The organism is Agromyces aurantiacus (genome assembly GCF_016907355.1).
In the GTDB taxonomy this organism is placed as follows: Bacteria; Actinomycetota; Actinomycetes; order Actinomycetales; family Microbacteriaceae; genus Agromyces; species Agromyces aurantiacus.
Window position 1 is genome coordinate 3612469 of the sequence record NZ_JAFBBW010000001.1, and the last position, 22408, is coordinate 3634876.

At 72.3% G+C, this 22408-nt stretch carries 20 protein-coding genes; 8 read left to right on the top strand and 12 right to left on the bottom strand.

Annotation, left to right across the window (positions count from 1 at the left end; translation table 11 throughout):
• Positions 1-73: 73 nt before the first annotated feature.
• The 4 genes from JOD46_RS17035 (at position 74) to JOD46_RS18725 (ending at position 2105) form a co-directional block, all read left to right on the top strand.
• Positions 74-505, top strand: a complete 432-nt coding sequence (locus JOD46_RS17035; RefSeq protein ID WP_204395647.1) for a very short patch repair endonuclease — start codon at positions 74-76, stop codon at positions 503-505.
• A 771-nt stretch (positions 506-1276) separates the two neighbouring features.
• Positions 1277-1777 carry a nucleotidyltransferase family protein gene (locus JOD46_RS17040; RefSeq protein WP_204395648.1) on the top strand — a complete coding sequence of 167 codons (501 nt, stop codon included), beginning with the start codon at positions 1277-1279 and terminating at the stop codon, positions 1775-1777.
• Positions 1774-2031, top strand: a complete 258-nt coding sequence (locus JOD46_RS17045; protein ID WP_239564347.1) for a HepT-like ribonuclease domain-containing protein — start codon at positions 1774-1776, stop codon at positions 2029-2031. The genes JOD46_RS17040 and JOD46_RS17045 overlap by 4 nt, the downstream gene beginning before the upstream one ends.
• The gene (locus JOD46_RS18725; RefSeq protein WP_239562861.1) at positions 1977-2105 is read left to right on the top strand and encodes a HepT-like ribonuclease domain-containing protein; all 129 of its coding nucleotides are present in this window, start codon (positions 1977-1979) and stop codon (positions 2103-2105) included. The genes JOD46_RS17045 and JOD46_RS18725 overlap by 55 nt, the downstream gene beginning before the upstream one ends.
• Positions 2106-2222: 117 nt before the next feature.
• On the opposite strand, the gene JOD46_RS17050 is transcribed toward JOD46_RS18725, so the two are convergent.
• From JOD46_RS17050 to JOD46_RS17095, 10 genes are all read right to left on the bottom strand, one after another.
• Entirely contained in the window at positions 2223-3188 is a 966-nt protein-coding gene (locus JOD46_RS17050) for a carbohydrate kinase family protein (RefSeq protein WP_204395649.1), read from the bottom strand.
• Positions 3181-4191: a glycoside hydrolase family protein gene (locus tag JOD46_RS17055; protein WP_204395650.1), complete on the bottom strand. Its 1011-nt coding sequence runs from the start codon at positions 4189-4191 to the stop codon at positions 3181-3183. Before JOD46_RS17055 ends, JOD46_RS17050 begins: the two co-directional genes overlap by 8 nt.
• A gap of 125 nt (positions 4192-4316) precedes the next feature.
• Positions 4317-5369 carry a LacI family DNA-binding transcriptional regulator gene (locus tag JOD46_RS17060; protein WP_204395651.1) on the bottom strand — a complete coding sequence of 351 codons (1053 nt, stop codon included), beginning with the start codon at positions 5367-5369 and terminating at the stop codon, positions 4317-4319.
• 106 nt (positions 5370-5475) lie between these two features.
• Positions 5476-6879, bottom strand: a complete 1404-nt coding sequence (locus JOD46_RS17065) for a NosD domain-containing protein (protein ID WP_204395652.1) — start codon at positions 6877-6879, stop codon at positions 5476-5478.
• Positions 6880-6908: 29 nt separating this feature from the next.
• Positions 6909-7748 carry a carbohydrate ABC transporter permease gene (locus JOD46_RS17070; protein WP_204395653.1) on the bottom strand — a complete coding sequence of 280 codons (840 nt, stop codon included), beginning with the start codon at positions 7746-7748 and terminating at the stop codon, positions 6909-6911.
• Positions 7745-8869, bottom strand: coding sequence for a carbohydrate ABC transporter permease (locus tag JOD46_RS17075; protein ID WP_239562863.1), 1125 nt, complete (start codon positions 8867-8869; stop codon positions 7745-7747). The genes JOD46_RS17070 and JOD46_RS17075 overlap by 4 nt, the downstream gene beginning before the upstream one ends.
• A gap of 2 nt (positions 8870-8871) precedes the next feature.
• Positions 8872-10203, bottom strand: coding sequence for an ABC transporter substrate-binding protein (locus JOD46_RS17080; protein WP_204395654.1), 1332 nt, complete (start codon positions 10201-10203; stop codon positions 8872-8874).
• Between the two features lie 735 nt (positions 10204-10938).
• On the bottom strand, positions 10939-11682 hold the full coding sequence (locus JOD46_RS17085; RefSeq protein WP_204395655.1) for a DUF429 domain-containing protein: 744 nt from the start codon (positions 11680-11682) through the stop codon (positions 10939-10941).
• A 66-nt stretch (positions 11683-11748) separates the two neighbouring features.
• Positions 11749-13026 (bottom strand): hypothetical protein, encoded by a 1278-nt coding sequence (locus JOD46_RS17090; protein ID WP_204395656.1) that lies wholly within the window; start codon positions 13024-13026, stop codon positions 11749-11751.
• A 65-nt stretch (positions 13027-13091) separates the two neighbouring features.
• A complete protein-coding gene (locus tag JOD46_RS17095) occupies positions 13092-14465 on the bottom strand; it encodes a hypothetical protein (protein ID WP_204395657.1) in 1374 nt (457 codons plus the stop codon).
• A 133-nt stretch (positions 14466-14598) separates the two neighbouring features.
• Between JOD46_RS17095 and JOD46_RS17100 the strand changes: the two genes are divergently transcribed.
• Positions 14599-14823 carry a hypothetical protein gene (locus JOD46_RS17100; protein ID WP_204395658.1) on the top strand — a complete coding sequence of 75 codons (225 nt, stop codon included), beginning with the start codon at positions 14599-14601 and terminating at the stop codon, positions 14821-14823.
• 255 nt (positions 14824-15078) lie between these two features.
• Here the strand turns inward: JOD46_RS17100 and JOD46_RS17105 are convergent, their stop codons facing one another.
• Together JOD46_RS17105 and JOD46_RS17110 are read right to left on the bottom strand one after the other, a co-directional pair.
• A complete protein-coding gene (locus JOD46_RS17105; RefSeq protein WP_204395659.1) occupies positions 15079-16575 on the bottom strand; it encodes a TRAP transporter substrate-binding protein in 1497 nt (498 codons plus the stop codon).
• Between the two features lie 123 nt (positions 16576-16698).
• Positions 16699-18198, bottom strand: coding sequence for a type 2 periplasmic-binding domain-containing protein (locus JOD46_RS17110; protein ID WP_204395660.1), 1500 nt, complete (start codon positions 18196-18198; stop codon positions 16699-16701).
• A 142-nt stretch (positions 18199-18340) separates the two neighbouring features.
• On the opposite strand from JOD46_RS17110, the gene JOD46_RS17115 reads away from it, so the two are divergent.
• The 3 genes from JOD46_RS17115 to JOD46_RS17125 are packed head-to-tail and all read left to right on the top strand — an operon-like array spanning position 18341 to position 22298.
• Positions 18341-19927 (top strand): sensor histidine kinase, encoded by a 1587-nt coding sequence (locus tag JOD46_RS17115; RefSeq protein ID WP_204395661.1) that lies wholly within the window; start codon positions 18341-18343, stop codon positions 19925-19927.
• On the top strand, positions 19924-21642 hold the full coding sequence (locus tag JOD46_RS17120) for a sensor histidine kinase (protein WP_204395662.1): 1719 nt from the start codon (positions 19924-19926) through the stop codon (positions 21640-21642). The genes JOD46_RS17115 and JOD46_RS17120 overlap by 4 nt, the downstream gene beginning before the upstream one ends.
• On the top strand, positions 21633-22298 hold the full coding sequence (locus JOD46_RS17125; protein WP_204395663.1) for a response regulator transcription factor: 666 nt from the start codon (positions 21633-21635) through the stop codon (positions 22296-22298). The genes JOD46_RS17120 and JOD46_RS17125 overlap by 10 nt, the downstream gene beginning before the upstream one ends.
• The last annotated feature ends 110 nt before the right edge of the window (positions 22299-22408 follow it).

A 22408-nucleotide genomic window follows, 5' to 3' on the forward strand; every position in this document is an offset into this window, starting at 1 on the left:
GCCCGTAGCCTCCAGTGGGAGCCCCTGACTCGTGATCGAAGAGGCAGGTGATCGACGGGCGTCCCCCTCAAGCATGTCATGGGCATCGAGCGACGGTGTGCGCAAATCGATGGTGGCGAATCGACGGAGGGACAGCGGCCCGGAACTCCTCGTGAGGAAACGGCTCTTCGCGGCAGGACTTCGCTACCGTGTCGATTACGCACCTCTCGGCGGTCGGCGTCGCGCTGACATTGTCTTCACCCGGCGACGCGTTGCGGTCTTCATTGATGGCTGCTTTTGGCACGGGTGCCCGGTGCACGCGACAATACCGAAGCGGAACACCGACTACTGGGCGCCGAAGCTCTTGCGCAACATCGAGCGCGACCGTGAGACTGATCGGGCGTTGCATTCTGCAGGATGGACCGTCCTGCGGTACTGGGAGCACGAGGACGTCGACGCGGTGGCCGCATCGGTCATCGAGGCGGTCCGCGGAGCCGCAGCATCGGGCCATAACGGTGCTCACTGAAGCCACCCCATCCGCCGAGCAACTCTGCGATTCATCCCGAGCCCCCTTGCCCGACGTGATGGGTACGCCCGCGGCGGTGATCGAACGTTGGACGAGACCATCGAGGCGCATCAGGGTGACTCGTAGACGGGAGAGCAGATCTTGACCGGCTACCCCAGTTCATCGACGCACCGGCTCTCGCGAGTTCCGGAGGCGTGAGAAAGTAGACATCTCCTGGCGTTCAAGAAGGTCTGAGGGATTGTGGCGAAGATTCGTGCGTTCGTAGCGGGGAATCGGAATGTCAAGCCGCCGAAGTCGGAGGTCGATGGATACGTGCAGACGGCGATCGGAGTTGACGGGACGGTTTATTTATATCTTTACAACTACGCTGAGGGCGGACCGAAGCCGGGCTCAACGCCGACTCAAAGCATCCATTTGGACTTCGCGGCAGCGAAAGCGCTCAAAGCGATCCTTGAGGATACATTCGGCCCGCTCTAACTTAGCTCGCGCCCTATTCTTGCTCTTGCTCCCGTCCGAGCGGGGTGACGTGGGGTGGGGCAAGACCTGGTCGATCGACTTACAGGCCTGCGGGGATTTCGTCGATGAACGCGTCGGTCTCGCGGAACTCGGTGTGAGCGACGAGTTCAGCGACATCCGGTCACCGAGCCCCTCGACCCGACGAGGCCGTGCCAAACCGACCCGGGGATCAGCCCGAGCCGACGCGCGTCGACCTTATCGCGCCTCCTGCCGCCCGTTGGGTGCCGAATGGTACTCTGGTACCGAGGAGCTGACATGTCGACATTCACCCCGATCAAGATCGATCCGGCCATCGACCAGCTCGTCGGCGACGCCGCGCACCTTCTCGGGCGAACGAAGAAGGACATCGTCGCGGCTGCCATTCGCGAGTTCATCGAGACCCACCGGGCGGAACTCAGCGCCGGTGTCAACGCGACCGCCGATCGCTTGGCGAGACCCCACGCAGAACCTCGGCGCACCGGCATCGGGCCGCTGCGTGCTCGACTCAACTCGAATCGCGAGGAACTCGTCGCCGCGCTCGCAGCGCTCGGCGCCTCGAACATCCGCGTATTCGGGAGCGTCGCCCGCGGCGACGAATCGGCGTCCAGCGACATCGACCTGCTCGTCGACCTCGCCGACGACGTCGGCCTCTTCGGTCTCGGCACGATGCGCAGCACGGCCGAGCGGATCCTCGACGCGCCGGTCGACATCGTCCCGGCGTCGAGCCTGAAGGCGGATGTCGCCGACACCGTGCTGCGCGAAGCGAGACCGGTGTGAGCCGTTCGTCGCGTGCTCGCCTCGGCGACATCCTCGCCGCGTGCGCCGCCATCGAGGACTACGCCGCCCGATCAGACGACGATCCGATCGTCTTCGACGCGATCCGCATCCGCCTCGTCGAGATCGGGGAAGCGGTCAAGGATCTCGACCCGTCCGTCACCTCGGCGGAGCCCGACATCCCTGGGTCGAGATCGTCCGAATGCGGGACCAACTCGCGCACCGTTACTTCGACACCGCGCACTCGATCGTCATGACGACGGCGCGAACCGATATTCCTCGCCTGAAGGTCGCGGCCGAGCGACTGCTCGAAGCCGACCGCGGCGAGTAGCTCGTCGCGGGCCCGCGCAAGGGGGCATCGGGGTGATCGCGCGACACGCAGCAGGAAGGCTGTCGACGTGGGCGCTCTCGGCCGGGCTCGCCGCGCTCACCCTCTAGTCGGGTCCGCTCACCAAAGGATGGTGCCCGCCGATTCGGTCGTGCAGCGGTCGACCGCCGCCGCGTGCTGGGCTCGCGCGACCTCGTCGGCGGTGGGCAGGTCGGCGCCGACGCGACTGACCGTGACGCCGGCCGCGGCGGCAGCGAAGCGGCCGAGGCGGAGCAGGTCGGGTTCGCGGAGCTCGAGGAGCGGTTCGGTGCTGTCTCGGTTGAGTACTCCCGCGATGAGGGCGGCCATGAAGGTGTCGCCTGCGCCGACGGTGTCGCGAACGCGCACCGAGAGCGGCTCGACCTCGACTCGGGTCGTGCGGGTGGCGAGCAGGGCGCCGGCGCCACCGCGCGTCACCGCGGCGAGCGCGACGCCGAGCTCGAGGAGTCGGTCGAGCACGGCGGCGAGCGACTCGTCGGGGTAGAGCCAGGCGGCGTCTTCATCGCTGAGCTTGACCACGTCGGCGGCGGCCGCGAGTCGTTCGAAGGTCGCGCGAGTCGCCGTCTGCTCACCGAGCAGTGCCGGGCGGATGTTGGGGTCGAGCGAGACGAGCACGCCCTCGGGGCGCGCAACGAGCGCATCAGCGACGGCCTCGGCGCCCGGCTCGAGGAACAGCGCGATCGACCCCGAGTGCACCACCGCCGCCGAGCCGACGTGAATCGGCGAGGCCACGCGCCACTCGATGTCGAAGTCGTACTCCGCCGCGCCCTTGCCGTCGAGCACGGCGAGCGCGGTCGACGTGCGGTCGAGGCACATCGACTCCGGGTCGACGGCGACACCCGACTCCGTCAGCCGGGCGAGGATGGCGCGGCCGTCGTCATCGTCGGCGAGCGCGGTGCGCAGTCGCGTCGGAACGCCGAGGCGCGCCAAGCCGAGCGCGACGTTGGCCGGCGAGCCGCCCGGCGAGCGCGTGATCGAGCGGCCGTCGTCGACGAGGTCCATCAGCGCCTCGCCGATGACGAGGGCGCCCGACCGCGGCTCAGGCATCGGCGACCAGCTCGGCATCCGGGACAGACGGCGCACCAGACGCACCGGGCACCGCGACCTCCGCCACCATTGTCAGCCTCCCCTCGACCCACCCGACCGGCATCGGGTCGGTGATCTCCCCCACCCACGCGCCATCCGCCGTCGTGTTCTTGAAGGCCATCATCCACCACCGACCCGCGCGATCGCGCACGAGCCGCCCGACGTACAGCTCCTCGTCGGCAACGCGATACGCGGCAGCGACATCGAACGGCCCCGCCGGATCCTTCACGTTCACCGCCCAGATGCCGCCGCGCTCCCCCGCCGCCCGGCGGTCGGCCGCGAGCTCGGTGCCGAGACACGAGAAGAGCAGCACCCAGCGGCCGTCGACCTGCTCGAGCTGCAGCACCTCGAGCTGCCCGAAGCCTGAGACGGCGGCCGAGCGCGGCGGCTCGACGCGCCACTGCTCGAGGTCGGGCGACCACGCGGTGCCGACGACGCCCCGCGACGACGGGTCGCCGACGTTCGCGCGCGCGGTCACGAGCATCCGCCAGCCCTGGCCCGACGGGTCGCGGAACACCCACGGGTCGCGCCACGCCTCGTCGGGCCAGGCGCCGTCGGCCAGCCGCTCATACCAGCGCGAGTCGGGTTCGACGAGCGCGCGGCCGGTGGTCGACCAGGTCATGAGGTCGTCGGATGTCGCGACGCCGATGCGCTGCACGAGCCCGCCACCGGCGCGGTCGACGCCCGTGTAGAACATGCGCCACGTGCCGTCGTCGGCGCGCACGACGGAGCCCGTCCACGTCGCGACGTCGTCGAACGCAGGCGGGTCGGATGGCACGATCGCGTCGGCGACCTCCGCCCAGTGCACGAGGTCGGTCGAGACGGCGTGTCCGATCGTCGCGCGCCAGTGGCGGCGATTCGGGTCGTGCAGGGCCCGCGACGCCTTGAGGAAGAAGAGGTGGAACCGGTCGCCGTCGTCGGCGAACCAGAAGTCCCACACCCAGGATGCGGCGAGTCGGAGCATGTGCGGAGAGCCTTTCGTGTGCAGGGTACGGCGACCGGCGCGGCGTCGCGAGCGGGTCGGCCCGGTGAAGTCGGGAGCAGAAGCGGAAACAGAAACAGAAGGAGCAGCAGAGAGCGCAGCAGGGCTCAGCGAGCCGGGCCCGCGATCGACCCGCGCTCCACGATCGGACACGGCAGCAGCGTCGGCGCCGGCCCCGCGGCATCCGCCTCGTCTCGCCCCTCGATCATCGCGGCGAGCGTCGCGACCGCCCACGCGCCCATCTCGTAGTGCGGCAGCGCGACGGTCGACAGCGCCGGGAACAGGCTGCCCGCGATGGGCGCCTGGTCGTCGAAGCCGACGATCGAGACATCCGCCGGCACCGACAGCCCCAGCTCGGCCGCCGCGCGGTAGGCGCCCATCGCCATGCGGTCGTTGTAGCAGAACACCGCCGTGGGCCGCTCCGACGGCGAGCGCCCGTGGTCGAGCAGCGCCATCGTCGCCTCGTAGCCGCCGGCCGCCTCGGACACGGCCTCGACGACGTGCGCCGACGGGTCGAGCCCCGCGGCGATCATGCCGTCGCGGTAGCCGCGCAGGCGTCCGCGCGTGGCGGGCACGTCGACCGAGGTCGCGGCGAACGCGATGCGCCGGTGGCCCGTGCGCACGAGCAGGTCGATGACGGATGCCGCGCCCGCGCGCTCGTCGGGCATGATCGAGGGCACCTCGCCGTCGCGGTCACGAGCACCGATGAGCACGGACGGCACGGCGTGCATCTGTTCGGGCAGGATCACCTCGTCGTGGTAGACCGTGGCGTAGATGATGCCGTCGACCTGGCGGTCGAGGAACGCCTGCACCTCCGACGGCTCGACATCGGGCTCGTGCCGCAGCGTCGAGTTGATGATCGCGAGCGTGAGGTTGTGGCGGCTCGCCTCCTCCTGCGCACCGAGGATGATGCGACCCGCGTGCGGGGTCGTCGCGATCTCCTCGGTGATGAGGCCCACCATGCCGGACGCCTGCGTGCGGAGGCCGCGCGCGAGCCGGTTCGGGTGGTAGCCGAGCCGCGCCGCGGCCTCGCGCACGCGCGACTTCGTCTCGTCGCTCGTGCGCGTGTGGGGCGTGTCGTTGAGCACGTGCGAGACCGTCGTCACCGACACACCGGCTTCGGCCGCGACATCGCGGATTCCGACCTGCTTGCGAGGCATCCGTCTCCTCATCTCACCGCCTCCCTTCGTACCATCCCGAACCGCCTCGGGGCGGCGTCATCGCCGACGCCGCGCCGTCGGCGGGTGCTTCGGGCAGATCGATTCGTCATCGGATGCCGCCACGAAGCGCCTGCACGTTCGGTGACGCCCGCGTGGGCGGCTCGTCGTCCACCCACGGGGTCGGCCGGACGGCGTTCCACGCGGTGTCGACGACGAGCTGGTCGGCGCGGCCGGAGTCGAGGATCGTGTTGCGGGTCGACGCGGGGTCGACCCGGACGCCGATCACGTCGAGCGGCTGCGACTCCTCCGAGAGCAGGGCGTCGACCTGCGCCTCGAAGCACGAGTCGCTCGCCGTGGCCGTGACGTCCATCGCGACGACGTGGTTCGTCGAGACGAGATTGCCGTGCCCCTCGACGAGCCGGATGATCACGGGCGTCGCGCCGCTCGGCCGGATGCGGCCCGACTCGACGACCTCGGAGACGTGGTTGCCGATCACGGTGTTGTTGCTGCCGCTGATGCTGAGCAGGCCGAACACATCGTCGAGCCCGTTGTCGATGCCGAGGAACGGCGTCCACGGCTCGTGGTCGCGCAGGAGGTGGTTCGACGCCACCAGGTTCTCCGAGCTGTCGGCCGCGAGCACCACCATGCCCGGATAGAACGAGTGCAGGCGGTTGTTCGTCACGCTCGAGCGCCGCACCCCGTGCAGGTGGATGCTGCTCGCACCGCGCGGGAACACGTTGTTCGCGGTGATCAGCAGGCCGCCGTGGTGCTCGGCGTAGATCGAGTGACCGTGCGGGCCGGCGCCGATCAGGTTGTCGGTGATCTTCGACGCCTGGCCCCAGCCGCGCAGCTCGATGCAGCTGCCGCACTCCGCGATGAAGTTGTCGTGGATGGCGAGCGCGTCGGCGTGGTGGATCGTGAGCGCGTGCTCGAGGTAGACGAAGCCCATGCCGGTGATGCGCACCGAGTCGTTCGCCGTCTCCACGAAGATGCCGGTCTTGCCATTGACGTAGGAGTTCTCGGGGTTGCCGCCAGGGGCGCCATCCGGATGCTCCGCGGTGAAGTGCAGCCCGTCGATGCAGAAGTCGACGAACTCGACCGAGCTGATGCGGGGGCTGCCGCTCCGCGCGATGCGGAAGGCCGCGCCATCCGCTTGGCTCTGGATCTGGTGGGCCGGGATGTCGACCATGACGCGGCTGCCGCCGGGCCACAGTTCGTGCAGCCCGGGCCAGTCCGCTTCGGGGACGTTGAACCGGATGCTCGACGACGTGAAGCCGTGCCCCGCGCCCTGGATGCGCAGGAAGCTGAGGTCGATCAGCACCTGCGTGCGCAGGCGGTAATCGCCGGGCGGGATGTGGATCACCGCGCCGGGCTTGCCCCGGCCGTCGGCGTGCGATTCGGTCTGGCGCGTCTTGACGTCGGCGATGATGCCGTTGATCACCTCGCCGAGGTCGTCGTAGGGGTCGCCGTGCGGCCAGTCCGTCACGTCGTAGGTGTTCTCACCGGGCATGGATGGTGCTCCGTTCGGGTCTCGGCTTGTCAGCCCTTGACGGCGCCGAGGGTCAGCCCCGCGACGATGTGCCGCTGGAGCAGGAGGGTGAGCAGGATGACGGGAACCGAGTAGACCGCGGCGAGCGCCGTCATCCCGCCCCAGTCGAGGCCGAACTGCGTCTGGAAGTTGGCGATCACGATCGGCGTGGTCTGCGCCCGCACGCTCGTGAGGAGCAGGGCGAAGAGGAACTCGTTCCACGACGCGAGGAAGGCGAAGATCGCGGTGACCGCGAGGCCGCCGGTGACCACGGGGATCACGACCCGCCAGAGCGCCTGCAGCCGGCTGCATCCGTCGACCTTCGCGGCCTCGTCCAGCTCGTCGGGCACGGCCTCGAAGAAGCTCGCCATGAGCCAGATCGAGAGCGGCAGCGAGATGGTCGTGTGCGCGAGGGCCAGGCCGAACGACGTGTCGGTCAGGCCGAGGTTGCGCATGACCTCGACGAGCGGGGCGCCGACGGCGATGGTCGGCACCATCCGGGTCACGAGCGCGGCGACGATGAAGACGCGGCCGCTCGGGGTGCGGAACCGCGTGATCGCGTAGGCCGCCGGCACCGCGAGCACGAGCGAGAGCACCGTCGAGATCACGGCGGTGATGACGCTGTTGACCAGCGCCGCCGGCACGCCCTGGCGGCTGAGCGCCGAGACGTAGTTCTCGAGTGTCCACACCTCGGGCATCACCGTGGGCGGCACGGCAATCGCGTCGAGCGGGGTCTTGAACGAGGTCAGCAGCAGGTAGACGAAGGGGAACGCGTAGAGCACGATCGCGAAGGCGAGCAGCGACCAGAGGATGACGCGGCTCACGCGTCCGCGGGTCTCGAGGGGATTCATCGTGCGTTCCCTCCCGGGCGCCAGATCAGGGCGATCGCGGCGATCGAGACCGCCAGCATCGCGATGAGGTAGACCGTGCCCATCGCGCTCGCGAGACCGGGGTCGCCGAAGCGCGTGAGCGTGCGGTAGATGAGCAGGCTGAGCGTGGTCGTCGAGCCCTGGGGCCCGCCATCCGTCTGGATCAGGATGATGTCGAACGCGCGCGCCGCGTCGATGCCGCGGACGATGAGCGCGACGGCGATGACGGGGCGGAGCAGCGGGATGATGACGCTGACCAGGAGCCGCCAGTAGTTCGCACCGTCGATGCGCGCGGCCTCGACCACGTCGCCGGGGATGTTCTGAAGCCCCGCGAACAGCACGAGCGTGATGAACGAGGTCGTCAGCCAGATGTCGGGCAGCGCGACCGAGAAGAGGGCGATGTCGGGGTCGCTGAGCCACTGGATCTGATCGGGGCTGTCGAGGATGCCCCATTCGAAGAGCAGTTGGTTCACGATGCCGAAGTTGTCGATCAGCAGGAACCGCCAGAGCAGGCCCGCGACGACCGGGGCGATCATCAGCGGGTACATGAACAGCGTGCGGAACGCGTTCGACCGGCGGCCCAGTGCGGTGAAGAGCAGGGCGACCGCGAGGCCGAGCACGAACTCGGCCGTGACGACGATCAGCGTGTAGACGACCGTGCGCCACGCCGCGCCCTGGAACGCCTCGGACGCGAATGCCGTCGCGTAGTTGTCGAATCCGACGAACTCGCGCGGTCCGCCGGCGATCGGCGAGATCTCGAAGAAGCTGTCGGTGACGAACTTCACGAGCGGCCAGCCGACGAAGACCGCGAGGAACAGGGCGGCCGGGAGCATGAGCAGGAGCGCGAAGCGGCGGTCGCTGAGGCTCGTGCGGCGGCGGGGGCGGCCGAGGGCGCCGAGCTTGGGCGGGCCGGCGGGGGTGGTGCCGTTGGGGGCGGTGCCGGTGGGGCTGGTGCTGGTGGGGCTGGTGCTGGTGGGGCGGGTGGGGCCGGCCGGGTCGGCGGGGGTGACGGATGCCGCGACATCCGCCGCCCCATGCGAACCGGGGCCCGGGGCCGGGGCGGCGTTCGCCGCCCCGGCCGTCGTGCTGGTGATGGTGCGCATGGTCAGCCGACGATCGCCTCGATCTGGGCCTTCGCGTCGGTGAGGAGCGCTTGGTTGTCGGCGCCCGGCTCGACCGCCTTCTGCAGCATCGGCGTGAGCACGGTGTCGACGATCTCCTGCCACTCGGGCGTGGCCGGGCGGGCGAGGGTCTGCGGCGCGTTGAGCGTCTCGAGCAGGGCCGCGTAGTGCTCCTTGCCCTCCTCGCCCTGCTTCGACTCGAACGCCGAGATGCGAGCGGCGAGGCCGAGCCACGAGTCCATCGAGAGCTCGTTGTGCTCGTAGGCGTAGGCGATGAAGTCCTTCGCCTCCTCCTGCTTGTCGGTCGCGGTCGGCACCGAGAGGTACCACGCGCCCGGCACGCCGGCGACGCCGCCGGGGCCGGCGATCATCGGGGCGGCGCCGATGCTGTCCTTGACGACCGCGTCGTCGGGCGTGCCCGTGTAGGCGTGGCCCCAGAAGCGCATCATCGCGAGCTTGCCCTGGTAGAAGAGGTTCTGCGCGCCGGCCCAGTCGAGCTGCGCGGCACCGGATGGCGCGAACGGCAGGAGGCTCGTGTAGTAGTCGAGTGCCTCGAGGTGCTCGGCGTCGTCGATCGTGACCTCGCCCGACTCGGGGTCGAGCACCATGTGCTCCTCCCCGGCCTGCGAGACGGTCGCGAGCCACTCGGTCTCGACCGCGCCCTTCACGTCGGTGCCGTACAGGTCGACCTGGCCGTCGCCGTCGGTGTCGCGCGTGAAGAACTCGGCGACGTCGCGGTACTGCTCCCAGTCGGTGGGCGGCGCGAGGTCGTAGCCGTACTTGGCCTTGAACGCGGCCTGCTCGGCCGGGTCCTCGAAGAGGTCGGTGCGGTAGAAGAGGATCTCGGAGTTCGTCCAGACCGGCATGCCGACGAAGGAGCCGTCGACCTGCGCCTCGCTGACCAGGCCCGGGAACAGGTCGGACTTCACGTCGTCGGTGAACAGGTCGTCGAGCGGCGTGACACCGTCGGCGAAGGCGCTCAGCCAGATCGCGTCGAGCGCGGCGACGTCGAACGACACCTGGCCCGACTGGAGTTCGGACGAGATGCGGTCGTAGAGGCCGTCGTACGGCAGCTCGACGAGCGTGACGGTCGTACCGGTCTCCTCCTTGTAGGCGTCGGCGACCGGCTGCAGCTCGGCGAGGCCGCCGCCCTCGACGAGGACGGTCAGCTCGTCGCCGCCGGCTGCGGCGTCGCCGGTGCCGCCGACGCCGCAGCCCGAGAGTACGAGGGCGGCGGCGCTCATGGCCGCGATCGAGAGGGTGAGGGTGAGGCGGCGGCGCGTGGCGGGCGCGGTGGTGCGGGTGCGAAGCTCCATCACTTCGGCTCCATTCATGTCTGGGGTGCGTGGGCGGGGACGTGATCTGCTGTGTGCCTAAACGTTTTGCCAAAACGTTTGATCAGACAGTAAGGCGCGCGGATGGCGCTCGTCAACACTTCGCGGGTGCCAAAATCCCGCGGTCTCGGTTTGGCATGGGTAGGGCTCGAGTCGCGCCGCCACGGCGATACGAGCTCCACGCCCCGGCTATGACGGCTCCCCCCGCGCTCGAACTCCGTGGCGCTCGCGCCGCGGCGACACCGACTCCCCCGCGCCTGACCTACGTGGCGCCCGCGCCGCGGCCACACCGACTCCCTCGCGCCTGACCTACTTGGCGGCCCGCACCCCGGCCCCGCGCGCGACGCTCGCGTCGCGTCATCCGGTCGCGCTGAACTGCGCCTCGACTCGCTGGTCGCAGACGGTTTCCGAATGGCTCGTGTGAATGCGGCCTCATTTGAGGCGAGGTCGAAATGAGCGGACGGGAACCATCCTCGACCGACATCGGGGGCCGCATCCACGACCTCACGTGAGCTCGCGTCGCGACATCCGGTCGCGCTGGACTGCGACACGACTCGCTGGTCGCAGACGGTTCCGGATGGATCATGTGAACGCGGCCTCAATTGAGGCGAGGTCGAAGTGAGCCGACGGGAAACAATCCTCGACCGACGATCGGGGCTGCCTCCCCGACCTCACGTGAGCCCCAGCTGACGCCGACGTGCACCGGTCGACCGCGCCTCACGGTGCGACGAGCGCGTCGAGCTCGGTCGACGGAAGTGCGATCCATCCCTCGCGGTCGGCGCGTTCGCGCTGCGCAGCCGGCACCGGATGCGCGCTCCCCGTCGCATGCGCCCGCGCGATCAGCGCCGCGATGACCGCATCGAACGCGTCATCCGTTCGGATCATCTCGTCGGCGACGGCCGCGAGATCCAGCCACGCGTGCCGCTCGCGGAGCACGTCGAGCATCGCGGACCGCACCGACGCCTCGGTCTTGTACCTGGGCATGATCAGGCCCCACACGCGGAGCGCCGCCGCCGGGTACACCTCCACGACCGGTCCGGATCCGCTCCGAGCCACCGGTCCGAGCCGGTCGCCGAGCTCGTCGAGCAGGGCGGCGCAGTGCATCGCCGTGAGCCCGAGCCGGTCGGTCGCGACGCTCAGCGGTCGGAATCCCGTGCGGCGCTGGATGTCGCGGTCGGTCTCGCGGTAGGCGAGCCGTCGACGCCAGTCGGCGCCGCGATCGCGCGCGAGGTCGACCCGTTCGCCACGCGCGTGCCGGCTGACGAACTCGACGAAGTCGTCGGGCCACCCGAACGCGCAGTCGATGCCGATCGCGTCGACCTCGGCGGCCACCTCGACGATGCGGTCATCGCCGACCGCGACCTCGACCCGTTCCGCGACGCCCCGGCCCGACTCCCATCGCACCGTCGCGAGCGCGGTCTTCTTCGACTCGGCGGCGAGGTCGACTCCGGCGGTGCGCATGCTCGCATCGTAGGCGGCGACGGCACCGCGGCGATCCTCGAGCGATCGCACCAGCGGGGCGGCGGCTCACGCCGCGGCGGTCGGCGACCCCATCGCCGCCGAGGCGGTCTCGCGGTGCAGCCGGCCACCCGTTCGCTCGACAGGCCGCGCGGCCGCACGGATGTCACGACGTGCCGCCCGCACCGCTTCGCTCGCCAGGCCGGCGATGCGCTCGGCGGCCCCCATCGCCCGTCCGCGGTGCGCGTCATCGAGCGCGGCATCCGCGGCACAGCCGTCGAGGTGATGGCGCAGGTCGAGCCGGAGGTGCTCGGCGCGCGCGAACCGGTCCTGCGCCTCGGCGCCGATCACGCCCGGATGGCCGGCGACGACCTCGCGCGCACGGTCGAGGACACGGTCGGCATCCGCGACCGCGCGACGAAGCTGCGACGCCGACGGCACAGGACGCGCGGCGCGTTCGCGAGCTCCCGTGATCGCGGCATCCAGTGCCTGGCCGGCCGAGCGCAGCCGCTCGAGGTGGGCGATCGGGTCGGTGTTCACGCCGACGGCGGGAATCGCGGCGAGTGCGGCCCGCAACTCGTCGATCGCGTCAGCGACCCCGTGGCGGCGGGACTCGGCGAGCGCGGCCGCGAGACGTCGGCGGGACTCGTCCACCAGGGCACCCAGCCGCGACTCGGCCTGCAGCGCCTCGACCTCGAAGTCGTCGACCGCGTCGAGCAGCGTCGCCGCGCGATGCACCGCGTCGACCGACGCCTCGAGCGCGATCGACGCCGCCCCGTGCTGCCCGGCGGACCGGCGCCGCTCCGCCACGGCGGCCGAGTGCTCCGCGAACCCGAGCAGCTGCGCGGCCTCGGCGGGATGGCCCTCGATCCCGGCGAGCGCCGCCCTCGAATAGCGCGCAGCCAGCCGCTCGACGAGCTCGCGCGCCTCGGGCACCTGCGATCGCAGCCGCTCGATGTCGCCCCGCGCGGCGGCGACGATCTCGGGCGCACGGCGCGCCCGCGCCATCCGCTCGGCCAGGGCCGACGTGTGCTCGTCGAGCAGGCCCGCAGCCTCGTCGCACAATTGCACGACCCGGACCCGGTGACGCGCCGCCTCGCGGCCCGGCCCGGGCTGGTTCAAACGAAACGCCTCCGTCAGCAGCGCCTGCGCCTGGACGATCGCGCCGCCCAGGTCGCCGGTCGCGTCGGCCCCGAGTTCGGCCTCGGCGAATCCGAGCTCCTCGATCGCGCCGCGGAGGCGCTCGTCGGCCGCGATCAGGGCTGATCCGGCCCGCCGCGCCAGCTCGACGTCGGGGGCCTGAGGTTCAACGGCGTCGCGTCGGCGCCCGGCTCGGAACCCGGCCATGCTCCATCGTACGTCGGGCCGCGCACGAGCGGAGGAGGTGCGCCCGCGCCATCCGCCCTGCCGACCTACCCGTCGAAGAATCCGTCGAGGATGCTGCCGATGACCAGGCCGCCGAGGATGCCGCCCATGACGTCCGAGCCGCCGCTGCGGCGCCCGCCGCCCCAGCCCTGGCCGTAGCCGCCCGGTCCGCCCCACTGCCCGGGGCCCGGGCCGGGCGGGCGCGACGCGTCGATGTCGCGCTTCGCGAGCTGCAGCGCTTCGCCCGCGAGGTACGCCGCGCGGCGGGCCATGCCCATCGCCTGCTCGCGGTGGTCGTCGTCGATGACCGACACGGTCGCGGCGGGCGTGCCGAGGTAGTGGTCGAGGTCGAGGCGGATGCGCTCGGCCTCGGCGAGGCGCGTGCGGGCGTCGGCGCCGATCCATCCGCGGTACCCGGCGATGAGGTCGCGCGCGACCGCGAGCTGGCGGTCGGCGTCGTCGATCGCGTGGTGCACTTGCTCGAGCGGTGGGATGGGTCGGGCCGCCCTGGCGCGAGCGGCCGCGATCGCGGCATCCAGCCCCGCATTCGCCTCGCGGAGCCGGTCGAGGTGTGTGAACGGGTCGGTATTGACGCCCGCCGGCGGGAGTGCCTGGAGCGCGGCCTGCAGGGTGGCGATCGCGTCGGCGACGGCGGGCGAGTGCGGCTCCTTGAGCGCAACGGCGATGTCGCCGCGCGAGTCCTCGACGATGGCCGCGAGCGTCGACTCGGCGCGCAGCGCCTCGACCTCGAACGTCTCGACCGCGTCGAGCAGGGTCGCCGCGCGGCGCACCGCCTCGGTCGCCGCCTCGAGCGCGAGGTTGGCCTGCTCGCGCTGCCCGGACTCGCGCCGGCGCTCGGCGACGCCCACGCTGTGCTCGGCGAACCCGAGCAGCTGGTCGGCCTCGGCGGGGTTCGCGCCGACCTGCGCGAGCGCCTCTGCGGAGTAGCGCTTGGCGAGCCGGTCGGTGATCTCGCGGGCTTGCGGGATGCGCTCGCGCAGCAGCTGGATGTCGCCGCGCACGCCCGCGATGATCTCGGGCGCGCGCCGCGCCCGAGCGACCCGCTCGGCGAGCGCCGACGTGTGCTGTTCGAGCAGGTCCTCGGCCCACTCGCTGAGCTGCACGATGCGCGCGTTGCGCGTGCGCAGCTCTTCGGCGGTGTCGGGGATGTGGTCGTAGTTCAGCTGGTTCAGCCGGAACGCCTCGCCCATGTGCACCCGCACCGCGACGAGCGCCTCACGCAGCCCGCGGGTCGCGTCGGAGCCGAGCTCGGCCTCGGCGAAGCCGAGCTCGTCGTTCGTGACCCGAATGCGCTCGTCGGCGGCGACCAGCGCGGCGCCGGCGCGCTTGGCCAGGTCGGCGTCGCGCGCGTCGAGTTCCTGCTGTTCCTCGCGCTTGCGCTTGCCCCAGAAGCCGGCCATGCCTCGATCCTAGGGTCGCCGGGTGGGCGGGCGCTGGGGGTGGCCCGGCCGCGACGCCGGCGGGCCATCCGGATCCCTTGACGCTGTCCGCCGAGGGGAGAACACTCGGCGGCGGGGGAAGGGGGTGATCACCATGCCTGCGAACAAGTTGAGCCTCGACGACGCGATCACCGCGTATCTCGACGGCACTCGCGAGACGACGAAGCGGTCCGAGGACTTCGCCGTGTTCGACGACTTCACGTCGAGCGTCGAGTCCGTCGCCGAGAAGGAGTTCGGCGCGTCCGGCATCCACTGCCGGATGGAGCTGGTGTGCAACACGCAGGGAGTCTGCGAGATCAAGCTGGTCTGCGACTTCTGAGCGGACGACCGGGGGCGGGCCGCCGCGGCGACCCGCCCCCGACGGCGCGCGGACGGCAGCATCACGTGGCCGGCTCCATGCGACCGGCGTCGGCTGAGGGCCGGATGCCGCGACGAACGGCCGGGCGCACGATGACGTGTTCCGGCTGGCTCATTGCGGCGTGGCCTCATTTGAGGCGACGTTGAGATGAGCCAGCCGGAGACGGTCCCGCCGCGGCGGTGAGTCACGCAGACCGGGCGTAGGGGCGAGCACCCGCTACGAGACGCGCGTCCACCGGTAGTCGGCGAACAGCACCGCGTCGCTCGGCATCGGCGCCTGCACGTTCGTGAAGGTGAGGCCCGTCGCATCCACCGCGAAGTCGGCCACGAAGACCGTGCCGCCAGGGCCGCAGTCGCCGCCGCCACGGACCGAGATCGTCACGCGACCGCCGTCGACCGTGTAGCTGCCGTCGCAGTGCGCCGGGCCGCCGTTCGTGCCGTCGGCATCGAGCGCGAACGTGCCCTGATCGAACGTGAACCGGAACGTGCCGGCCGCCTTCGCGGCCTCCTCCGGCGGCATGCCGAGCTCGACGAGCTTCGCCTCGGTGAGCTCGGGCGTCTCGAACGCGCCGTCCAGGGCGGCGACGTCACCGGATGGCGCGGCCGCACCCACCGCGGCCGCCTCGCCCTCGCAGCCGGCGGGGATCTCGGGCACGGCGGCCGGGCCGCGCGCGTCCTTCAGCTCCTCGATCGCGTCGAGCAGCGGTGCGGCGGCCGGATCACCCGCGATCGCGTCGTACGACTCGGCGACGGCGTCGCGCATGGCCGCGAGCTCCGAGTCGGATGCCACCGCGAACCGCGCACCGGCCGTGCACGCCGACTCGATCGCCGCCTGGTCCATGCCGGCGAACTCGCTCGTGCGCTCGACGACGTCGGCCGCCGCCTCCTCGAGGATCGCCATCCCGCCCTCGCCGAGCTGCTCGGCCAGGGCCGGGTTCGCGATGAGCGCCGAGCTCCGCGGCCACAGGGCCAGGTTCACGGTCGCGTTGGGCACGATGTGCTCGCGATCGAGGTCGAGCATGACGAACGAGTTCTCGAGCGTCGAGATCGTGCCGTCGTAGAGTCCCGCGTCGCGCTCCTCGAACCCGACGTCGAGCGGCTCGGCGCCCAGCTGGCGCAACGCCTCGACCGCGGCCTCCGAATGGAACGAGGCGATCGTGCGGCCCTGCCAGTCGGCCAGCGTCCGCACCGGGGCATCCGACGCCAGCGGGGAGCGCAGCGAGCCCGGCAGCACCGCGATGCCGGCCACGCCGAGCTCGTCGAGGCCGCCCAGCGCCTCGCGCGCGGCGTCGCTGGCCGCGGCATCCTGCTGCAGCTCGTAGTCGTCGACGAGCATCGGCGCGGTCATCGCCGCGAGCGCGGTGACGCCGAGCTCGGCGAACACGCGCGTGCCGACCCAGCCGAGATCGGCGTCGCCGTCGGCCACCGCCGTGACCAGCTGCTCCTCGACGTCGATCGCGTCGCCGCAGCACGAGCGCACGACCTCGATGGTGATCGCGCCGTCCGACAGTTCGGCGACCCGGTCGACGTACCAGTCGACGGCGGGATCGAGTTCGGGCCCGCCGTCGATGTGGAACAGTTCGAGCGTGACGGGCTCGAGGTCGGCGGCGGGCGCGGTGCCCGTGGTGCAGCCGCTCACGGCGAGCACGATGGCCGCGGCGACCGCCGCGGCAGCCGCAGACGCTGGAGCGAGGGTGTGATCGGTGGCTCGCATGGTGGGTCCTTCCGTCCTGATTCCTCGGACGGTACGCAGCCGGCCAGCCTGCCGGATCGTGGCGACCACCCGATCGGCGAGCGGATGCCTCGTGGCCAGCCACGAGGCATCCGTTCGCCGCGGTCACTCCACGCGCCGCCACGGCCGGCTGCCCCACAGCACCTCGTGGAACGCCTGCCACGCCGGGCCGTCGGCCTCCGACCCGATGATGTCGGTGAAGCGCAGCGTCTCGCCGTCGAACGTCCATTCGGCGCTGAAGAGCATCGCGCCGGCGGCGGTGCCGCACGACTCGCCGACGGGACCGAGCCGCACGGTGACGCGGCCGTCCCGCACGCGGTAGGTGCTGCCCGGGCAGCCCGGGTCGACCCAGGTCCCGTCCTCGAACGTGAGCGACCACACGCCCGCGTGCTCGTACGCGGTGCTCTCGTCGACGCCCGCCGCGAGAAAGTCGTCGGCATCGAGCACCGCGCGGTACGTGCCTTCGGGGAACGCGGCGGTCTCGGCGTCGACGCCGGCCGCGGCATCCGCCTGGTCATCGGTCGCCAGCTCGCACGGCGCGACCGGACCCGCGGGCTCGACCCCGCGCTGCAGGGCCTCGATCGCGGCGATCGCCTCCCGCGTCACGGGGTCGGCCTCCAACCGCTCGCGCACGGGCCGCGCGGCCGCCTCGAACGCCGCGACCGCCTCGCGGCCCGCGTGCGCGATCGACCCGGCCGCGGCGCAGAACGTCGCGGCACTCTCGGCCTCGGTCGGGTTCGACTCGACGACAGAGCGCACCGTGTCGTCGGCGGCCCGGCGCACGGCCTCCTGCAGGGCGGGAGCGAGCCCGTCGAACCAATCGGCGTTCGCGACCGCGGTGTTGAACTTCGCGTACCAGGTGACGTCGCCCGTGAACGTGCCGCCGCGGGGCACGCTGCCGATCTGCGCGTACGACGAGTCGGCGCCCTGCGCCCGACCTTCGGCCACGGCGAGCGCGAACTCCTCGTTCGCGAGCTTCGAGGGGGTTCCGCCGAAGGCCTCGACGAGGTCGCGGCCCGTCGGGTCGAGCGAGCGCACGGTCGCGCCGTCGAAGTCCGCGACCTCGAGGAACGGGTCGGCGAAGCCGATCGGATGGCGCAGCGACTCGGGCAGCAGCGCGAGCCCGACCACGCCCAGCGCATCCAGTTCCCCGAGCATCCCGTCGCCGAGGTCGCCCGTGGCGACGGCATCCATCGTCGCCTGCTCGGTGATGAGGAACGGCGTCTTCACGGCCGCGAGCCCCATCGCCCCGCGTTCGATCCAGACGAAGTCGGGTGTGAGCGCGAGATCGACTGCACCGTCGACCACCATGTCGCCGACGACCGGGTACACCTCGCCGCTGGCCGCCGCCACGCGCGCGGTGTGCGCATTCCAGCGGATCTCGGGGACCAGCGCACCCTCGGAGTACTCCGCGATGAGGTCGGCCAGGCGCTCGGCGTCATCGCTCACGGGCCGACCCGGCGAATCGCCGAGCCCGATCACGATCGTCTGCGGCACGGCGCCTGGGCCCGCCTTGGAGACCGGCCCGCCCTGCCCGCACCCGGCGAGCACGACGGCGACCGCCGCCGCGCCGGCCACGATCGCGGACCTGCGCGCGATCGGCACGGCCGAACGCCGGCCGGGGACCGGGACTCGATCGAACGGATGCATGGCGCCCCCCCGAACCCGAGTATGGACCCGCCGCGCCTGAGCCGTCATCGTGGGTGCCACGGAGTCGCCGTCAGCGACCGGGTGGGATCATGTGGTCGTGGCGCTCTCGGCTGCGCGCGTCGGCGTGGCCCGGGCCGCACTCGCGGTCACGGGCGTGCTGCTCGCGCTCGCGACCGCGTGGATCGCCTGGGACGCCCGGAACGTGCCCGTGCTCGTGCTCGACCTCGTCGTCGGGCTCGCCTACGTCGGGCTCGCCGCCGCCGCGGTGCCGGTGAGCCGCCCGGCGGTGCTGCTCGCCGGGGCGGTCGCCGTGAGCTGGTTCGCCGGGACGGCGTGGACCGCGGCCGTCTTCTGGCACCGCGGCGCGATCACGTGGCTGCTGCTGGCGTTCCCGCTGCTGCTGCCGGGCACGCGCCTGGAGGGGATCGTCGCCGCCGGCGCGCTCGCCGTCTCGGTCATGCCGTTCGTATGGGCCGACCCGGTCGCGAGCGTCGCGATCGCCTCCGTGCTCGCCGCTGCCGGGGCGTGGTCGGCCGCGGGGGCCCGCCGGCGCAGCCGAGCCGTGCGTGCGCCCCGCCTGGCGCTGGTGGGCTTCGCCGCCGTCATCCTCGTCGGCGGCCTGCTCGAGATCGGGGGCGTCTCGGGCGCCGAGCTGCCGTACTTCGTCGCCTACGAGGTGACCGTCGGCGCGATCGCCCTGACGCTGGGCACCGCGCTTCCGCGTCGGACCGCGTCATCCGTCGCCGACCTCGTGATCGACCTCGACGGCGCCGGGACGGCCTCGATGCGCCAGCGCCTTTCCCGCGCGCTGGCCGAGCACGGCGTGAGGATCGCGTACTGGGATGACGCGACCCGCACGTACCGCGCCGACGACGGCCGCCCGGCCGGCCCGTCGCCGTCCCCGGACCGCGCCATGACGCCCCTCACCCGAGGCGGACGCCCGGTCGCGCTCCTCGAGCGCGACCCGGGCGCAGGGACGTCGGCCGAGCTCGTCGACGCGGTCGGCGCGGCCTCCGCCGCCGTGGACGAGCACGACCGGCTCACCACCGAGATCCGCGCGCGTGTGACCGAGGTCGAGGACACCCGCCGCCGCCTCGCGCGTGCCGCCGACCTCGAACGACGCGACCTGCGGGACCGGCTCACGCGCACCGTCGAACAGCCCCTCGAAGAGCTCATCTCGACCGTGCGCGAGGCGGCGTCGACGCCCGAGGGCGCGGCGCTCTCGCGCACCGAGGCGATCCTCGAGCGCGCCCTCGCCGAACTGGCCGACGCCGCGCAGGGCATCAGGCCCGCCGAGCTCGCCCTCGGCCTCGGCCCGGCCCTCGAGGTCCTCGCCGCACGCAGTCCGCTGGAGGTCGACCTCTCGCCCGGGTCGGGCACCCGCTCCCCGCCGGAGGTCGAGGCGGCGATGTACGCCGCGGTCTCCGAAGCCCTGCAGAACGCGGCGAAGCACGCCGGCGCCGAGCGCGTGCGCATCGACATCGACGACGCCGACGCCGACGCCGACGGCCCGCTCACGATCCGGATCGTCGACACGGGCTCGGGCGGGGCGGACCTCGCGCGAGGGCACGGACTGCGCAGCCTCGTCGACCGCGTGCGATCCGTGGGCGGCGACGTCCGCATCGACTCGCCGCCCGGCGGGGGCACGGTCGTCGAACTCGCCTACCGGCGGGGGCGCGCATGATCGCCGTCAGGTGGATCGTGCTCGCCGTGGCCGCGGCATCGGTGCTGCTCGCGCTCGACCGGCTCGCCGACCCTCGCGTCGTCGCGCTCGCGGTCGTCGACCCCGTCGCGACGACCGTCGCCGCCCTCGCCCTCCTCGCGGGCGCCGCTGCGATCATGCTGACCGAGACCGGAGGTGCCGCCGGCATCCTGCTGGCGTCGGCGGCTGTGGCCTGGACCGCGCCGATCGTCGAGGGCCATCAGGGCCTGCCCGACCCACTGCGTTCCGCGGCGGCCGTCGCCGGTGCGCTGCTCGTCCCGGTGCTCGCCGCCACGGCGATCCGCCTCGGCGCCGGCCCGCCACCGGGGCGCGCGGCGCGGCGGATGTCCCAGTGGGTGCTCGGCACGGCGTTCGTGCTCGTCGGGGCGATCATGCTCATCCGCGACCCGCTCGTCGACCCGGACTGCTGGGCGAACTGCAACGCCGGCTCGTTCGTGCTCGTCTCGCTTCCCGCTGCCGCGCGCGTGCTCGAGCTGGTGTTCGCGGGGTACCTCGTCGTCGCGTCGCTCATCGCCGCCTGGGTCGTCGGAGCCGGCGTGCGGCGCTCTGCCGGAACGGGACGACTCGACGCGCGCCTCGCGGCGAGCGTCGCCGCGGCCCTCGCGACGGTGAGCGCCACGGTGCTCGCCCTCGTGATGGCCGCCGCTCCACCGTACGGTGGCGCCGCGCTCGTCCACCGCCTGCCCGTCCTCATCACCGCGACCCTGCTCGTGCTGCTCGGCGCGGCCGTCGCCACCGCCGCCGTCGGCGAGCGCCGCCGCGCGACCGCGCTCGCCCGCTTCGCCGACGACCTGCGCCGCACGCCGCAGCCGGGCGGTCTCGAGACGGGCCTGCGCGAGGTGCTGCACGACCCGGGTCTGCGCGTGCTCTTCCCCGCCGGGCCGGACGGACGCTTCGTCGATGCGGCCGGCCGCGCGACGCCGCCGCCGGCCGAGCCGTCATCCACCACCGAGCTGCGGCGGGACGGCGCGGCGATCGCGGTGCTCGAGCACGCGGCTCCCGTCTCGTCCGCCGGCGACCTGGAGCTCCGGATCGGACCGGCGGCGAGGCTCGCCGTCGACAACGAGCGCATGCGCGCGCTCGTGCTCGCCGAGCTCGAGGAGTTGCGCGCCTCGCGGGCGCGCATCGTCGAGACGGGCGATGCCGCGCGGCGGGCCATCGAACGCGACCTGCACGACCGCGCCCAGCAGAGCCTGCTCGCCGCGCTGTTCGAGCTCGGCCTGGTGCGGGCGCGGGCGGCCGAGCAGGGCGATGCACCGCTCGAACGGCGCGCCGCCGAACTCCTGGCCCGAGTCGACGGCCTCATCGCCGACCTCCGCCGGCTCGCGCACGGCGTGTTCCCGGCCGTGCTCGACGACGCGGGCCTCGAGGCGGCGCTCGAGGACCTCGCGGAGTCGAGCACGGTGCCCCTCGAGATCCGCTGGGGCCTCGCCGGGCGGCTCCCGGCCCCCGTCGAACGCGCGGCCTACGCCGTCGTGCGTCGCGTGACCGAGTGCGTCGACGGGTCGGACCGGGCCGTCGAGGTCGCGCTCGGACGCGTGGGGGACGACGCGAGGCTCGCCATCCGCCCCGTCGTTCGATGCGACCTGGCGGGCGTGCGCGACCGAGTCGGGGCGATCGGCGGCTCCATGCTGGTCTCGGAGGATCGGATCGAGGTGGTGATCCCATGCGGGTGATCGTGGTCGACGACGCGCTGCTCACCAGGGAGGGCCTGGTTCGGCTGCTGCGCGAGGCCGGCGTGGACGTCATCGCCGAACGGCCCGACCCGGCCGGGCTGGTGCCGCTGGTCGCGGCCGAGCAGCCCGACGTCGTCGTGCTCGACATCAAGATGCCGCCGACGTGGACCGACGAGGGCCTCGTCGCGGCCTCGGAGGTGAAGGCGGCGGTGCCCGGCGTCGCGGTGCTCGTGCTGTCGCAGTACCTCGAGACGGCGTACGCGATGCGCCTCGTCGAGGAGTTCCCCGAGCGCACGGGCTACCTGCTCAAGGACCGCCTCTCCGACATCATGGTGCTCGTCGACGCGCTCCAGCGGCTCACCGCGGGCGAGACGGTGATCGATCCGACGATCGTCAACCGGCTCCTCTCGCGACGTCGGCGGGCCGATCCGCTGGCCGCCCTGACCAATCGGGAGCGCGAGGTGCTCGGCCTGCTGGCCGAGGGACTCTCCAACCGCGCGATCGGCGACCGGTTGTTCATCACCGAGCGAACCGTCGAGACGCACGTGACCAACCTGTTCACCAAGCTCGGGCTCGGCGACGATGAGACCACGCATCGCCGCGTGCTCGCCGTGCTCACCTTCCTGCGGCGCGGTGACGCGGCGAGCGCGCCGTAGCCTCCGCGAACGTCCGGCGCTGCCGGCACTCGTCCTCCACAGGGATGTGGCGGGCGGATTTCTCCACATCGATAGTGCTGATCAGGCCGCATTTTCTCCCGGGCAGGAGT

Excerpts from the sequence above, each read along its gene's own strand:
- JOD46_RS17035 (WP_204395647.1), top strand. The coding sequence starts at position 74 with ATGTCATGGGCATCGAGCGACGGTGTGCGCAAATCGATGGTGGCGAAT.
- JOD46_RS17040 (WP_204395648.1), top strand. The coding sequence starts at position 1,277 with ATGTCGACATTCACCCCGATCAAGATCGATCCGGCCATCGACCAGCTC.
- JOD46_RS18725 (WP_239562861.1), top strand. The coding sequence starts at position 1,977 with ATGCGGGACCAACTCGCGCACCGTTACTTCGACACCGCGCACTCGATC.
- JOD46_RS17050 (WP_204395649.1), bottom strand. The coding sequence starts at position 3,188 with ATGCCTGAGCCGCGGTCGGGCGCCCTCGTCATCGGCGAGGCGCTGATG.
- JOD46_RS17055 (WP_204395650.1), bottom strand. The coding sequence starts at position 4,191 with ATGCTCCGACTCGCCGCATCCTGGGTGTGGGACTTCTGGTTCGCCGAC.
- JOD46_RS17060 (WP_204395651.1), bottom strand. The coding sequence starts at position 5,369 with ATGCCTCGCAAGCAGGTCGGAATCCGCGATGTCGCGGCCGAAGCCGGT.
- JOD46_RS17065 (WP_204395652.1), bottom strand. The coding sequence starts at position 6,879 with ATGCCCGGTGAGAACACCTACGACGTGACGGACTGGCCGCACGGCGAC.
- JOD46_RS17070 (WP_204395653.1), bottom strand. The coding sequence starts at position 7,748 with ATGAATCCCCTCGAGACCCGCGGACGCGTGAGCCGCGTCATCCTCTGG.
- JOD46_RS17075 (WP_239562863.1), bottom strand. The coding sequence starts at position 8,869 with ATGCGCACCATCACCAGCACGACGGCCGGGGCGGCGAACGCCGCCCCG.
- JOD46_RS17080 (WP_204395654.1), bottom strand. The coding sequence starts at position 10,203 with ATGGAGCTTCGCACCCGCACCACCGCGCCCGCCACGCGCCGCCGCCTC.
- JOD46_RS17085 (WP_204395655.1), bottom strand. The coding sequence starts at position 11,682 with ATGCGCACCGCCGGAGTCGACCTCGCCGCCGAGTCGAAGAAGACCGCG.
- JOD46_RS17090 (WP_204395656.1), bottom strand. The coding sequence starts at position 13,026 with ATGGCCGGGTTCCGAGCCGGGCGCCGACGCGACGCCGTTGAACCTCAG.
- JOD46_RS17095 (WP_204395657.1), bottom strand. The coding sequence starts at position 14,465 with ATGGCCGGCTTCTGGGGCAAGCGCAAGCGCGAGGAACAGCAGGAACTC.
- JOD46_RS17100 (WP_204395658.1), top strand. The coding sequence starts at position 14,599 with ATGCCTGCGAACAAGTTGAGCCTCGACGACGCGATCACCGCGTATCTC.
- JOD46_RS17105 (WP_204395659.1), bottom strand. The coding sequence starts at position 16,575 with ATGCGAGCCACCGATCACACCCTCGCTCCAGCGTCTGCGGCTGCCGCG.
- JOD46_RS17120 (WP_204395662.1), top strand. The coding sequence starts at position 19,924 with ATGATCGCCGTCAGGTGGATCGTGCTCGCCGTGGCCGCGGCATCGGTG.
- JOD46_RS17125 (WP_204395663.1), top strand. The coding sequence starts at position 21,633 with ATGCGGGTGATCGTGGTCGACGACGCGCTGCTCACCAGGGAGGGCCTG.